The following is a 13,556-nucleotide window of genomic DNA, read 5'->3' as shown; positions in this document are numbered from 1 at the left end:
CCTTCGGGGAGTCGGGTGTGCGCAGGCGGTGCTCAGGAGATCTTGCGGCGGTAGGTGTTCATGGCGAAGACGTAGGCCACGAGGAGGATGCCCGCGCACCAGCCGAGGGCGATCCAGATGTCGGTGCCGACCGGCTGCTGGGTGAACAGGTTGCGGATGGCGTTGACGATGGAGGTCACCGGCTGGTGCTCGGCGAAGAAGCGCACCGGGCCGGGCATGGTGTCCGTGGGCACGAAGGCCGAGCTGAGGAAGGGCAGGAAGATGAGCGGGAAGGAGAACGCGCTCGCGCCATCGGACGTCTTGGCCGTCAGGCCGGGGATGATGGCCAGCCACGTCAGCGCCAGGGTGAACAGGAGCAGGATGCCGGCCACCGAGAGCCAGGCCAGCAGGCCCGCGCTCGAGCGGAAGCCCATCAGCAGGGCGACGAGCTGGACGACCACGAGCGAGATCACGTTGGCGATCAGCGAGGTCAGCACGTGCGCCCACAACACCGCCGAGCGCGCGGTCGGCATCGACTGGAAGCGCTCGAAGATGCCGCTCTTCAGATCCGAGAACAGCCGGAAGGCGGTGTAGGCGACGCCGGAGGCGACCGTGATGAGCAGGATGCCGGGCAGCATGTAGTTCACGTACGACGAGTCCGACCCTGTCTTGATGGCGCCGCCGAAGACGTAGACGAACATCAGCATCATGGCGACCGGCATGATCGCGGTCGTGATGATGGTGTCCGGGCTGCGCGAGATGTGGCGCAGGGATCGTCCCAGCAGGACGCCGGTGTCGCCGAAGAAGTGCTTGCTCATCGTGCTTCCTTGATTGTCTGGAGCGAGACGCGGTGCTTGCCCGCGTCGCTGTCGGGGCCGACGAGGGCGAGGAAGACGTCCTCCAGGGTCGGCTGCTTCTCGACGTATTCGACCCTGGCCGGCGGCAGGAGCTGCTTGAGCTCGGCCAGGGTGCCGTTGACGATGATCCGGCCCTGGTGGAGGATCGCGATCCGGTCGGCGAGTTGCTCGGCCTCGTCGAGGTACTGCGTGGTGAGCAGCACCGTCGTGCCCCGGCCGGCCAGTTCCCTGACGGTCTGCCACACTTCCAGGCGCGCCTGCGGGTCCAGTCCCGTCGTCGGCTCGTCGAGGAAGACGACCGGCGGGTTGCCGACCAGGCTCATCGCGATGTCGAGGCGTCGGCGCATGCCTCCCGAGTACGTCGACGCCTTGCGCGCGCCCGCCTCGGTCAGAGAGAAACGCCTGAGCAGGTCGTCGGCGATCGTGCCGGGATTCTTGAGGTGGCGCAGCTTGGCGACCAGCATCAGGTTCTCGCGGCCGGTGAGGATCTCGTCAATGGCGGCGAACTGCCCGGTCAGGCTGATCGACTCGCGCACGTCCGCGGCCCGCTGGGCGACGTCGAAGCCGTTGACCCGGGCCGTGCCCCCGTCTGCCTTGAGCAGCGTGGACAGGATTCTCACCGCCGTGGTCTTGCCCGCCCCGTTCGAGCCGAGCAGCGCGAAGACGCTGCCCCGCGCGACCTCGAAATCCACGCCACGCAGCACCTGCAGCGTCTTGTACGCCTTCTGGAGGCCCTGTACGCGGATCGCGGGCCCTTGCACTTGATGGACTGTCATCCGGATATCCGTTCTCTCTTCGTTCATGGCGTGTCGCCCACGGCGCGATCGACGCTGGTCAGCCGTGCCCGCTCTCCGGCTACTCGGTATTACCAGCTACCAGTAGAAAGTAACACTGACTACCAGTACATAGCAACACCGAATAGCAGAGAGCCGGCACGGCCTTGGCGCAGAACCGGATCAGGGGGCGGGAAAAGCCGTCAGCCGAGGCAGGACCGGACGGCCTTGATCAGCTCCGCCGCCCGCGGGTCGTCGGCCCGGAAGTTCCACAGGTTCGGGACGTAGCCGAAGCCGACCTCGGCATCGGGATCGGCGAAGCCGACCGATCCGCCGGAGCCCGCGTGACCGAACGACCCCGGCCCGGTCATCGGGCCCATGGGGCAGGCTCGCCAGAACCCGAGCGCCATATAGAAGGATCGGTCGGCCGGGATGTTCAGCCCCGGCGGCAGCCCGTGCATCTGCGTCTTGTCGGTCTGGACGGCCGTCGCCCTCTCCACCGTCGCCGGATTCAGCAGCCGCACGCCGTCGACGTCGCTGACCGTGGCGGCATACATCCGCGCCAGCGATCGCGCGTCCGCGATCATGTTCGCGGCCGGGAACTCGGCCGCCCGCCAGGCACGCGAAAGGGAATAGTCGCTCGTGTTGTCCAAGGCTCCGCCAAGCTCGTTGGCGCGCATCTGGACCGAACCCGGGGCCCAGATGGTGGCGATCCATTGGGTGACCGTGTCCGCGTCGAGCCCGGTCACCTTGATCATCCCGGCGATGAGCTCCTCCAGGCTGAACGGGGCGGCGAAGTGGAGCTTGGACACCCGCTTCTCGTGTTCCTCCGGCAGCCCGATCCAGGCGCTCAGCCCGAGCGGGGCGGCCACCTCCTCGGCGAAGAACGTGCCGAGCGACTTGCCGGTGATCCGGCGCACGACCTCTCCGACCAGGAACCCGTAGGTCATGCCGTGATACAGGTGCTCCGTCCCCGGCCGCCACAGCGGCGGCTGCGCCTCGAGCGCACGGATGACCGGGTGCCACGCGCACGCCTGCTCGAACGTCAGCGGCCCGTCGACGAGCGGCAGGCCGGCCTGGTGTGACAGCAGCCAGCGCACCTTGATGTGCTCCTTGCCGTTGGCGGCGAACTCCGGCCAGTACCGGGCCACCGGCGCATCCAGATCCAGCTCACCGCGTTCTGCCAGCATGTGGGCGCAGATCGCGGTCGCGCCCTTCGTCGTCGAGGCGACCTGGACGACGGTGTTCTTGCGCCAGGGCCGATTCGCCTCACGGTCGGCGAGGCCGTCCCACAGGTTGACGACGGGACGGCCGCCCACGTAGACACTGCACGCCGCGCCGACCTCGCCGGATGCCTCGAAGTTCGCGCGGAACACGTCGGCGACCTTGCCCCAGCCGTGCTCGACGTGGTCTCCGCCATCACTCTCGAAGGAGGTGCCACGCCCGGGCCCTACTGTCCCATTTGTCGCGTCTGTCATGTGATGACCCTTTCTTGGGCGAATCTCAGGGATCGGGGAAATCCGGAAAAGACCAGCTACGGGATCACGCGCCGTCGGCGCCGGATCGACCTCCGCAGGTTCGCGAGCGCCTGCTAGCCCATCGCCCGATCCGTCATATCTCAAGATATACCCGATAGATCTTAGATTTTTCAATGTAGATCTTGATTTTCTTAATCCGCACCCTCTGTACGCGCTCCGCCGGCCCGACAGCTCCCCAAACCGAACAAATCGGACTTTAGGCATGAAAGCTCTTGACACCCGAACACAATCGAACTTTCATGTGATGAAAGACGTTTGATTGTGGTGGATACATGCGAGCCGTGCATGAGCGAATCATCAGGATCCAACGCAAAACCAAGCACGGACTCCGTGGCACGTCCTACTGCAGGAGGTAGGGATCATGTGTCAGCACCGGCCGCAGTGTCCCTCCGCCGACGCGCGAGATCGCGAAGCGGCGCTGGTCGTCGCCTTCCACCCGGAACAGGGGTGGTGGCTGCTCTGCAACGGCGTCGTGATCTTCGACGACACCGGCGAGCTGCTCCCCGACGGACGCAGCGTCCCCGCCCGCCGCGCCCCTTCCCACCAGGCAGCATGAACCCGCGGCACCTCCGCTGGCTCAGCCGTACCAGACCGCCCGCGGCCCGGACCGGCTCCTGGCGGCTCACCCGCGGCCCGACCTCCGCCGGCAGAGCGCTCCACCTGGCCCACGACTGCCTGCACGCCTGGAAGCTGGGCGCCCACGGCCGGGTCTTCGAACTGCTCGTCGGCGAACTCGTCGCCGACGTACTGGAACACACCGGCGGAACCGTCCGGCTCACGCTCTTCTACGAGGAGGGGCTGCTCCGCTGCGCGATCGAGGAAGACGACCCGGGCCGGACCGGCGAGCGCGGGCTCTACCTGGTCGCCCAGCTGTCATGCTGCTGGGGAAGCACGTGCACGCCGGCGGGCAAGGCCACCTGGTTCGAACTGCCGGTGCGGTCCTGAGCCGGAGCGCGTTCAAGGAAGACGTGCGCCATCTGCACAATGGTCGCCATGGACGAGAACATCACGAACGAGGCCGCGTGGAAACGCAAAGCCGCCGCGCAGGTGGAATGGTGGCGCAAGCGCGCGGCGGGGCTGCAGGAGGAGTCCCTCCGGCAGAACAACCTGATGTACGGCGGGCTGATCGCCATCGGCATCGTCCTGGTGCAGCCGTTCCTGACCTCCGGAGCCGCCTCCCTGGATCTGTCCGCCCAGATCTGCGTGATCGCCTTCTCCCTGGCCATCCCGCTCTTGTCTGCCCTGATCGTGCTGAACCGCCAGGAAACCCTCCGCCGGCGCGAGTCGAGGTCCGTTTTCGTGCAGATCGCGAAACAAGTCTCGCTCGGGCTCGGGTACATCGGGGTGGTCGCCGGTTTCTGGCACATCATGCCGATCGCCGGGATCGCGATCCTGGTCGGCACGATCGTCGGCCTGGCCGTTCAGTCCGTGGGCTATGTCCGGGTGGAGGAGGACGACGACGCCCAGACCGCACCGTGATCAGGGAACCGGCCCGCGGCAGAAGACCGCCGGCCGTCCCACGCCGACGGTGATGAGTTCGGCGTCCACGTCGAGGAAGTCCCCGAAGTCCCGCGGGCCGGGGGCATGCACGGAGCGCGCCGAGGGTCCGGCGCGATGCCGGGCACCTCGAGGATCATGTCGCCGCGGACCGCGGACAGCCTGAAGGCCCCCGGACGCCAGGTCATTGGGGGCACTTCCTCGGCAAGCAGGGTGAGGCCCAGGCGGGCAGGGTGGTGCATGGGAGCAGGCACCACCGGTGTGCTTCCCCGTGCCGGCCGCGGCTGCGCCCACCTCCCGCCTCCTCGTGGGGTGACCCGCTCCTGCAAAACCCTCACATGATCTTCTGAGCACCCTGCCTGCCCAGCAGGTGGCCGAGCGCTACAAGGCCGCCGGCGTGGGTACCGCCGTGGTCGTGTGGACGCCTTCCGAGCCGCAGCCCTTCCCTCTCGTCAGCCGGAGATGACGACCTTGCCCAGCGCCCCGCCCGAGGCGTAGTAGCGGTAGGCGTCCTGGGCCTGGTCGAAGGGGAAGACCCGGTCGATGACCGGGCGGAGCCGGTGGGCTTCGATGGTGCGGTTCATCGCCAGGAACTGGGCGCGGCTGCCGACGGCGACGGCGCGTACCGTGGCGCCGGAGGCGAACAGCGTCCGGGGGTCGAGCGGTGGCGCGGTGTCGGAGACGAAGCCCACGCAGGCGACGTGGCCCGCCACCGCCACCGCCTTCAGCGACTGCTCGAGCAGGCCGGCCACGTCGATGACGCGGTCGGCCCCGCGGCCCTCGGTCAGGCGCCGGACCTCGGCCGCCCAGTCGGGGGTGGCCCGGTAGTCGATGACCGCGTCGGCGCCGAGCTCGGTCAGGCGCGCCGCCTTGGCCGGGCTGCTGGTCGTGGCGATGACCCGGGCGCCGAGCGCCTTGGCGAACTGCAGCGCGAACAGCGACACCCCGCCCGATCCCTGGACGAGCACGGTCTGGCCCGCCCGCAGTCCTTCACCGTCGCCGGTGAGGGCGTTCCAGGCGGTGACCGCGGCGCAGGGCAACGTCGCGGCCTCCGCGTAGGACAGGTGATCGGGGATCGGGACGAGGGAGTCCTCGTCGAGCACGGCCAGCTCGGTGAGCATGCCGTCCAGGGATCCGCCCCGCTGGGCCAGGTGCTGGAGGCCGAACGGGCCGTCCTGCCAGGTCGGGAAGAGGGTGGCCGTCACCCGGTCGCCTACACGCGTGCCGGTGACGCCGGGGCCGGCGGCGACGACCTCGCCGGCGCCGTCCGAGACCGGCACCACGTCCGGTTTGACCGGGAGGACGTAGTCGCCGCGCGCCACCATGAGCTCGCGGTAGCTGAGCGAGGTGGCGTGCACCGCGACCAGGACCTGCCCGGGGCCGGGGACGGGGTCGTCGTGCCGCCGGATCGCCAGGCCGTCGATGCCGGCGCCGCTGTCGAGGTGGTAACTACGCATGGTCGGTCGCCAGGGGGACTTCGCCGGCGGTCTTGCTGTAGCCGAGGGCTTCGACGATCACGCCGTCGCGGACCCGCATGAGGTTGACGCCGCTGACCCAGTCGGCGGGGCCGGTGCCGTAGCGGTAGTGCCAGCGGATCGTCGCCCGGTCGGCGGCGATCACGACTTCCTGGGGCTCGAACTGGGTGGTGCGGTCCTCGACGAGCGCACGCCACCAGGCGACGCAGGCTTCACGCCCTTCGACGCGCTCCCCGGTGGGGGCGGGCTGAACGGACTCCATCACGCAGTCCTCGCCGACGAGGTCGTTGAGCAGGTCGGGGTCGCGGTCGGTGAAGGCGCGGTTGAAGCGGTCGATGACCTCGGTGGTGGTGCGGAAAGACACGTTCACTCCCTCGATAGATAGACCATTCGGTCTACTGAGAGGAATTTATATAGACTGGTTGTTCTACCTGTCAACCGCTGGAAAACTGGACCACCATGAGCGCCCCTGCCAAGCCCGGACCTCGGGAGCGTCTGCTGGACGCGGCCCAGAAGCTCACCTACACCCACGGCATGAACGTCGGCGTCGACGCCCTGCTCAAGGAGGCCAACGTCGCCCGCCGGTCGCTGTATGAGCACTTCGGCGGCAAGGACGGCCTGATCGCCGCTGTGCTGCGCCGTACCACCGCCGAGGACGAGGCCGACTACCGGCGCGTGATGAACGCCGCGGGCGAACACCCCCGCACCCGCCTGCTGGCCATCTTCGACCGGCTGGACGAGGTCGTCGCCGGACCGGGCTTCTGCGGCTGCCGCTACCTGGCCGCCGACCTGACCCTGGTCGAACCCGGCCACCCCGCGCACGAGATCACCCGCGCCTACCGCCGCACCGTGCACCAGATCCTCGAACGCGACCTCGTCGCCCTCGGGCACCCCCGCCCCGAGCACGCCGCCGACCAGCTCCTGCTGCTCATCGACGGCACCCTGGCCGCCGGAGCCACCCGGCCCGGCATCGCTCCGGGGGCCCTGGCCCGCGAGCTCGCCGAGCACATCCTCGCCGCCGCCTAGGAGCCGACAGGCTCCCGCGACTTCCTGGTGGCCACCAGGTAGACGACCGCGCCCGTGAAGATCAGCAATGCCGTCCAGTCGTTGAGACGCAGGCCCGCGATGAGGTGACTGGGGTCGATGCGCAACCACTCGATCCACGCCCGGCCGGTGGCGTAGGCCGCGGCGTAGACGGCGAACGTCCGGCCGCGGTCGAGCCGGAAGCGCCGCTCCGCCCAGATGACGAAGCCGGCCACGCCCAGGTTCCACAGCGACTCGTAGAGGAACGTCGGATGGTAGGTGGCCGTGGATTCCAGGCCGGGCTGCCGGTGGGCGGGGTCGATGTCCAGCGCCCATGGCAGCGTGGTCGGCCTGCCGTACAACTCCTGATTGAACCAGTTGCCCCAGCGGGCGATCGCCTGCCCGATCGCGATCCCGGGTGCCACGGCGTCGGCGAAGTCGCGCAGGGCGATGCCGCGCCGGCGGCAGGCCAGCCACGCGCCCACCGCGCCGCCGGCGAGGGCGCCGAAGATGCTGATCCCGCCCTCCCAGATCGCGAAGGCGCGCAACGGCTCCCGGCCGGGGCCGAAGTACAGCTGCCAGTCGGTGGCCACGTGGTAGAGCCGCGCGCCGAGCAGGCCGAGCGGCACGGCCCACGTGGCGATGTCGCCCACCACACCGGGGTCGCCGCCGCGGGCGGCCCACCGGCGCCGGGTCAGCCAGATGCCGACGAGAACGGCGAGCACCATCAGCAGGGCGTAGGCGCGGATCGGGATCGGGCCCAGATGCCAGACGGCTTGGGACGGGCTGGGGATGGCTGCTGTCACGCCGATGAGTCTGCTTTCCGTACGGCTGCGCCCGCATCGAGCGGTGTGCCGATTGTGCGATCAGTCGACTGGTTGATGCGGATCCGACGGAAGGCTGAATATGGTCGGCGGCGTGGAGTCCTGGGAGAGATCGCGGCGCAGGTGGCAGCATGCCTTTTTCATCTCATGGCTGGTGCTGACCTCCGCGGGGCCGGTGATGGCGGGGGGCCAGGTTCTCCCGGTGGTGCTGGTGGCCGGGCTGGCCGCCTGGTACGCGGTCTGGTTCGTGCTGCGCACGCCGCCGACCTCGGGTGACGTGCCTCTGCCGTACATGCTGGGCGGCGGGTTGCTGTGGCTGGGGCTGTTCGCCGTCGACTCCTCCTTCCTGGTGGTCGGGCTGAGCGTGCTCGTGCCGTACTGCATGGACGCCGTGCGGGTCGGGCTGGTCGCGGTGGTGTCGTGCGCTGGGGGCTGGCTGTGGCACCGTTACCACGCGACCGGGTCGATCACCTGGACCGAGATCGCCATCAGCGCGATGGTCGCGATCAGTGCGGGCACCGCTGTGGGTTACTTCAACTCCGTGGCCCAGCAGAGCGACGAGCGCAAGCGGCTCATCGACGAGCTGCAGGCCGCGCAGGAGGCCCGGGCGGTGGCCGAACGGCAGGCGGGAGTGGCGGCCGAGCGGCAGCGGCTGGCCCGCGACATCCACGACAGTCTCACCCAGGGGTTCGCCAGCGTGGTGATGCTGCTGGAGGCGGCACAGGCCACGCTGCCGGACAACAAACACCTCAGCCAGGCATTACGGGCGACCCGGGAGAACCTTGCCGAAAGCCGCCGCGTGGTGCAGGCGCTGCGCCCCGGCGACCTCGACGAATGCGGCCTGCCGGAGGCCCTGGAGCGGCTGTCCGGCCGGCTGTCCGACGAGACCGGCATCGCGGCGCACACCGTGATCACCGGCGCGCTCCAGCCGCTGGACGCCCAAGCCCAGGCCGAGCTGCTGCGCGTGGCGCAGGAGGCGGTCGCCAACGCCCGCCGCCACGCCGGCGCCGAACGGGTCACGCTGACCCTGTCGTACATGGAGGACCTGGTCGTGCTGGATGTCCACGACGACGGCGGCGGCTTCGACCCCGAGCGGGCCGCCTCCGGGCACGGGCTGTCGATCATGCGGGAGCGGATGGAGCAGATCGGCGGCACCCTGCTCGTGGAAAGCGCCCCCGGCGCGGGCGCCACGGTCGTGGCCAGCCTCCCGGCCGCGGTGCTGAGCGGGGCGCGATGAGCGTCCGCGTCCTGATCGCCGACGACCACCCGGTGGTCCGCGACGGCATCCGGGCCATGCTCGGCACCCAGGACGACCTGGAGGTGGTCGGCGAGGCGGTGTCCGGCACGGACGCGGTACGGCTGGCGCACGACCTGCAGCCCGACGTGACCCTGATGGACCTGCAGATGCCCGAGATCGACGGCGCGACCGCGATCAACCGGATCCGCGAACACGACCCCGCCGCCAAGGTGATCGTCCTGACCACGTACGACACCGACAGCGACATCTCACGCGCCATCGACGCCGGAGCCATCGGCTACCTGCTCAAGGACACCCGCCGTGAGCAGCTGTTCGACGCGATCCGGGCGGCGGCCCGAGGAGAGAGCGCCCTGTCACCGGCGATCGCCACCCGCGTGCTGTCGTGGGCCCGCGCCGACGCGCCCGGCACCCTGAGCGGCCGGGAGATCGAGGTCCTCGGCGCCGTCGCCCAGGGCATGAGCAACAAGGCCATCGCCGCCCACCTGTGCATCAGCGAGGCCACGGTCAAGACCCACCTCCTGCACATCTTCGCCAAACTCGGCGTCGACGACCGCACCGCCGCCGTGACGGTCGCCGCCTCCCGCGGGATCATCCGCCTCGGCCTCGGCTGAGCCCCGCAGGACCCGAGTGCGGTACGGCGGGCCCCAAGGTCAGCCGGTGTCCACGTGACCCCCGGAAAAACGTGGCGCGCGGCTGGTTCCTCGGGCAGCATCGGGATGTCTGCCACGTTCACCACCCTGATCCGGAGCCGCGATGTCCGAGGGGCACGATTTCTCACTGCGGATCACGCCGGCCGGGGCTGGTGTGGATCAGGCGGAGGTCGAGGAGCTGGCCCTCCAGCTCCGCCGGGACCTGCTGGCGTCGGGGCTCCCCGGGATCACGCGTGCGGTCGAGGGGACGGCTCCCGACGGGACCCGGTCGGCCGAGCTGATCACCGCCGGGATCGGCTTCCTGGTGACGGGACTGTCCACGGCGGCGTCCGTGGCACAGATCGCCGACTACGTCCAGCGGTGGCGGGAGGCACATCCGCGTCGCCGCCGGGTGGCGGTCTCCGTCGAGGCCGCCGGTGGCGCGACCGCTTCCGGTACGGCCGGCCGGCGTCGCGCGCTCCTGGTGGCCAACGCGGCCTACCAGGACCCCGGGCTGAGCCGGCTGCGCTCGCCCGTCTCCGACGTCAGGGCGCTGGCCGAGGTCCTCGGCGCGCCCGGCATCGGCGCCTTCGACGTCGAGACGCTCACCGATGCCCGTGAGTCCGTGTTGCGCCGCCGGGTCGCGGCCCTGTTCGCCGACCGGCAGCCCGACGACGTCCTGCTCCTGCACTTCTCCTGCCACGGGCTCAAGGACCAGCGCGGCCGGCTCTACCTGGCTGCGGCCGACACCGAACTCGGCTCACTCGCGGCGACCGGGCTGCCGGCGGCGTTCGTCTCCGAGCAGATGAGCGAGTCCGTGTCGCGATCGGTGCTGCTCATCCTGGACTGCTGCTACAGCGGGGCGTTCGCGCGGGACACCGCGGTGCGCGCGGACCGTACCGTCCACCTCGGCGACGAGTTCCGCGGGGGCGGGTCCGGGCGGACGGTGCTGACCGCGTCCAGCGCGACCGAGTACGCGTTCGAGGGCGGGCAGCTCACCTCCTCCGAAGCCCAGCCGTCCGTTTTCACGGAAGCGCTGGTGCACGGGCTCCGTACCGGGGGCGCCGATCTGGACCACGATGGCGAGATCACCGCCGACGAGCTGTTCGACTACGCTGCCCGGCGCGTTCGCGAGGCCGGGGTCGGGCAGGTGCCGCGCAAGTGGAGCTTCGAGACGACCGGCGCGCTGGTGGTCGCGCGCAGCGTCCGCCCCGCCACGCTGCCGGAGGAGGTTCGCGCCGATCTCGGCAGTGATCGGCCCGTCCTGCGGGTTGAGGCGGTCCGCGCGCTGGCCGGGCTGCTTTCCGGGGGGCGTGAGGGCTATCGGCGGGCCGCTCGCGAGGCGCTCGTCCGGTTACGCGACCACGACGACAGCACGCAGGTGCGGGGGGCCGCCGCGGCCGCCCTGGGTGAGGTCGCGCCGCCCCGGCTGCCGCCGCCTGCCGCACCTCCGCCCGCGATCGAGACACCCGCCGCGGAGACACCCGCCACCGAGACACCCGCCGTTAAGACGCCCGCAATCGCGGCGCCCGCGCTTGAGACGCCCGCAACCGAGACGCCTGCGATCGAGACGCCTGCGATCGAGACGCCTGCGATCGAGACGCCTGCGATCGAGACGCCTGCGATCGACGCGCTCAGGGTCGAGGCGCCTCCGCCGCAGCCGCCCGGCGGTGGCTCGGCGCCCGTCACGAGGCGCCAGCGCGCATGGATCATCGGCGCGACCGGGCTCGTCGCCGCCATCGCGGCGACGATCGGCATCGTGTCCGCGCTGCCCAGACAGCGCGATGCCGCAGGGTCCGAGAGCGCGAAGCCGAGCTTCGGAGCGGCGCTGGGGACGGTCACCCTGAGCCACGAAGGCTCGATCCAGTCGGCCAAGCTGAGCCCCGACGGCCGCTGGGTGGTCACGCTCGACCCACCGGCCAACAAGGCCGCCGCGCAGGTCACGAAGTTATGGGACGCATCGACCGGCCGGATGGTGACGAGCTTCGAGTCGGACTACGACATCGTCTTCAGCCCGGACGGCAGCGCCGTCGCCAGCGCCTACTTCGAGGGCAAGCGCGAGGTCGCCACGGTGAACGGCGAGTCGATGGCCCTCTTCTCGGACGGCATGACGACCGTCTCACTGCGCAACACCAACGGGGGCAACGTCACCGCCTCGTTCCCCGGCTTCGAGGGCGGCGCGGCCATGGCGTTCAGCCCGGACGGCAAGACGATCGCCGCGGCCGGCACGTTCGCCTCCTCCACGCCGTTCGACGCGCCGATCCGCTTGTGGGACACCTCGACGGGCCGGCAACTGGCCACGTTGAACGGCCACCGCAACGGGATCCAGGACATGCGGTTCAGCCGGAACGGGAAAGTGCTGGTCACGAGTGCCGCCGGCGGAGTGACGAAGGTGTGGGACGTGGCCACCGGCGAGCCCTCGGCGACGCTGAACCCGGCTTGGTTCCCGGTATGGATCAGCCCCGACGGCAAGACCCTCGCCGACGCGCTGCCGGGTGGCAAGGGCGGCTTCGAACTGAGGCGCCTGCCCGGCGGGAATCAACTGGCTTCGGTCACCAAGGCCGGAAGCTTCGCCGGCTTCACGCCCGACTCCAAGGCGTACGCGACCAGCAACAAGGGAGCCGTCCGCCTTTACGACCTCGCGACCAGGAAGACCCGGGGGCTCTTGACCGCGAACGTGCAGGGCGACCTGGTGTTCAGCCCGGACGGCAAGTTCATCGCCGCCGTGGCGAAGGAGCACGGACCGGCTCTGTTCGATGCCACGACCGGCCAGGGCCTCACGCCGCTGTCGGGCCACTCCGGCAAGGTCACCGACCTCGCGTTCACGGCCGACGGACAGGCGCTCATCACCACTGGGACCGACAAAACCGTGCGAAAGTGGAACATCAAGTACTGAGCATGCCCAGCGGCCGCCCCGGTGTCCGGCGTCATCCCGATCGTGTGCGTCCCCGCGAGCAGGAACGCGATCGTCCAGGCCGACGTCCGGCCCCAGGCAGGCGCGTTGGCCAGGGCGAAGATGGGGAGCGCCGGTCCCGCGGTGGCCGCCATCGCGCCCGGCAGGTCGAAGCCGCCTCCGCTCGGACGCCACACGCAGCCATACCGCGATCCGGCTCCGCGGGCGATCAGGCCCGCGACCAGCAGGTCGCGGTTATGCCATCGCAGGATCCCGATCGGGCCTACCGCCGAGCCCGGTGCTCCCGGACAGCGCTCCGGTTGGCGTCGCCATCGTTCTGGTAGCACGATGGTGGCATGCAACGGTGGGCGAGAGTGGTCTGTGTCGTGCTGGTGGTGGCGCTGGTCGGCGTGGCCCTGCTGTCCGCGCTCAACGCCGTCGTCGGCTCCCTTTAGCCCCCGGATCGCAGAACGAACGGCACGAGCAGGAACGCGGCGCCGGCGGCGAGAAAGGCGCCGGTTCCGACCGTGCCCGCGGCAACGGCGGCGAGGGCGGCCAGCGGAGGGACGACGGGCGGGGCCACACCCCAGGACGATCCGTGGAAGGCGAACCAGCGGGGCCGGTCCGGCTCGGCGCGGCGTCGGCGCGTCCGCTCAGCCAGGGGCCACAGCCGCTTGGGCGGTTTCCAGCGGGCGCGGCGCCGTACCTCACCGAGCTGGTTGAGAACGCGCACCCCTATCACTGCCATCGTGGCAGACGTCTCCGACATTCACGGGGGCGTGCACAGGGGCGGCTGAACGCTGCTCCCCT

General features: G+C 70.3%; 14 protein-coding genes. 7 read left to right on the top strand and 7 right to left on the bottom strand.

Annotated elements, in window-relative coordinates:
- Positions 1 to 32: 32 nt before the first annotated feature.
- The 3 genes from FVE25_RS04005 to FVE25_RS03995 all read right to left on the bottom strand — a co-directional run bounded on the left by FVE25_RS04005 (position 33) and on the right by FVE25_RS03995 (position 3,087).
- Positions 33 to 797: an ABC transporter permease gene (locus FVE25_RS04005; protein WP_157244981.1), complete on the bottom strand. Its 765-nt coding sequence runs from the start codon at positions 795 to 797 to the stop codon at positions 33 to 35.
- On the bottom strand, positions 794 to 1,612 hold the full coding sequence (locus FVE25_RS04000; RefSeq protein WP_157244980.1) for an ABC transporter ATP-binding protein: 819 nt from the start codon (positions 1,610 to 1,612) through the stop codon (positions 794 to 796). Before FVE25_RS04000 ends, FVE25_RS04005 begins: the two co-directional genes overlap by 4 nt.
- Before the next feature lie 200 nt (positions 1,613 to 1,812).
- Positions 1,813 to 3,087, bottom strand: coding sequence for a serine hydrolase domain-containing protein (locus FVE25_RS03995; RefSeq protein ID WP_157244979.1), 1,275 nt, complete (start codon positions 3,085 to 3,087; stop codon positions 1,813 to 1,815).
- 421 nt (positions 3,088 to 3,508) lie between these two features.
- On the opposite strand from FVE25_RS03995, the gene FVE25_RS03990 reads away from it, so the two are divergent.
- The 3 genes from FVE25_RS03990 to FVE25_RS03980 are packed head-to-tail and all read left to right on the top strand — an operon-like array spanning position 3,509 to position 4,626.
- Positions 3,509 to 3,703 carry a DUF5999 family protein gene (locus FVE25_RS03990; RefSeq protein ID WP_157244978.1) on the top strand — a complete coding sequence of 65 codons (195 nt, stop codon included), beginning with the start codon at positions 3,509 to 3,511 and terminating at the stop codon, positions 3,701 to 3,703.
- Entirely contained in the window at positions 3,700 to 4,092 is a 393-nt protein-coding gene (locus FVE25_RS03985) for an ATP-binding protein (RefSeq protein WP_157244977.1), read from the top strand. The genes FVE25_RS03990 and FVE25_RS03985 overlap by 4 nt, the downstream gene beginning before the upstream one ends.
- A gap of 48 nt (positions 4,093 to 4,140) precedes the next feature.
- On the top strand, positions 4,141 to 4,626 hold the full coding sequence (locus FVE25_RS03980) for a hypothetical protein (protein WP_157244976.1): 486 nt from the start codon (positions 4,141 to 4,143) through the stop codon (positions 4,624 to 4,626).
- Positions 4,627 to 5,096: 470 nt separating this feature from the next.
- Here the strand turns inward: FVE25_RS03980 and FVE25_RS03975 are convergent, their stop codons facing one another.
- Both FVE25_RS03975 and FVE25_RS03970 read right to left on the bottom strand, forming a co-directional pair.
- Positions 5,097 to 6,101, bottom strand: a complete 1,005-nt coding sequence (locus FVE25_RS03975) for a zinc-dependent alcohol dehydrogenase family protein (protein WP_157244975.1) — start codon at positions 6,099 to 6,101, stop codon at positions 5,097 to 5,099.
- Positions 6,094 to 6,483 (bottom strand): nuclear transport factor 2 family protein, encoded by a 390-nt coding sequence (locus FVE25_RS03970; protein ID WP_157244974.1) that lies wholly within the window; start codon positions 6,481 to 6,483, stop codon positions 6,094 to 6,096. The genes FVE25_RS03975 and FVE25_RS03970 overlap by 8 nt, the downstream gene beginning before the upstream one ends.
- A gap of 95 nt (positions 6,484 to 6,578) precedes the next feature.
- On the opposite strand from FVE25_RS03970, the gene FVE25_RS03965 reads away from it, so the two are divergent.
- Positions 6,579 to 7,145, top strand: a complete 567-nt coding sequence (locus tag FVE25_RS03965; RefSeq protein ID WP_157244973.1) for a TetR/AcrR family transcriptional regulator — start codon at positions 6,579 to 6,581, stop codon at positions 7,143 to 7,145.
- Here FVE25_RS03965 and lgt read toward each other — a convergent pair.
- Positions 7,142 to 7,948 carry a prolipoprotein diacylglyceryl transferase gene (gene lgt / locus FVE25_RS03960; RefSeq protein ID WP_219825291.1) on the bottom strand — a complete coding sequence of 269 codons (807 nt, stop codon included), beginning with the start codon at positions 7,946 to 7,948 and terminating at the stop codon, positions 7,142 to 7,144. The two genes, FVE25_RS03965 and lgt, sit on opposite strands and share 4 nt — an antisense overlap.
- A gap of 172 nt (positions 7,949 to 8,120) precedes the next feature.
- On the opposite strand from lgt, the gene FVE25_RS03955 reads away from it, so the two are divergent.
- The 3 genes from FVE25_RS03955 to FVE25_RS03945 all read left to right on the top strand — a co-directional run bounded on the left by FVE25_RS03955 (position 8,121) and on the right by FVE25_RS03945 (position 12,749).
- Positions 8,121 to 9,203 carry a sensor histidine kinase gene (locus FVE25_RS03955; protein WP_219825290.1) on the top strand — a complete coding sequence of 361 codons (1,083 nt, stop codon included), beginning with the start codon at positions 8,121 to 8,123 and terminating at the stop codon, positions 9,201 to 9,203.
- Entirely contained in the window at positions 9,200 to 9,835 is a 636-nt protein-coding gene (locus tag FVE25_RS03950; protein ID WP_157244971.1) for a response regulator, read from the top strand. Before FVE25_RS03955 ends, FVE25_RS03950 begins: the two co-directional genes overlap by 4 nt.
- Positions 9,836 to 9,977: 142 nt before the next feature.
- Entirely contained in the window at positions 9,978 to 12,749 is a 2,772-nt protein-coding gene (locus tag FVE25_RS03945) for a caspase, EACC1-associated type (RefSeq protein ID WP_157244970.1), read from the top strand.
- Positions 12,750 to 13,197: 448 nt separating this feature from the next.
- Here FVE25_RS03945 and FVE25_RS03940 read toward each other — a convergent pair whose 3' ends face one another.
- Positions 13,198 to 13,494: a hypothetical protein gene (locus FVE25_RS03940; RefSeq protein WP_157244969.1), complete on the bottom strand. Its 297-nt coding sequence runs from the start codon at positions 13,492 to 13,494 to the stop codon at positions 13,198 to 13,200.
- Positions 13,495 to 13,556 lie beyond the last annotated feature (62 nt).

It is taken from the genome of Nonomuraea typhae (assembly GCF_009760925.1).
GTDB classification, from domain to species: Bacteria; Actinomycetota; Actinomycetes; order Streptosporangiales; family Streptosporangiaceae; genus Nonomuraea; species Nonomuraea typhae.
The sequence above is the reverse complement of the archived record's forward strand: the minus strand, read 5'-3'. Positions and strand labels throughout refer to the sequence as shown.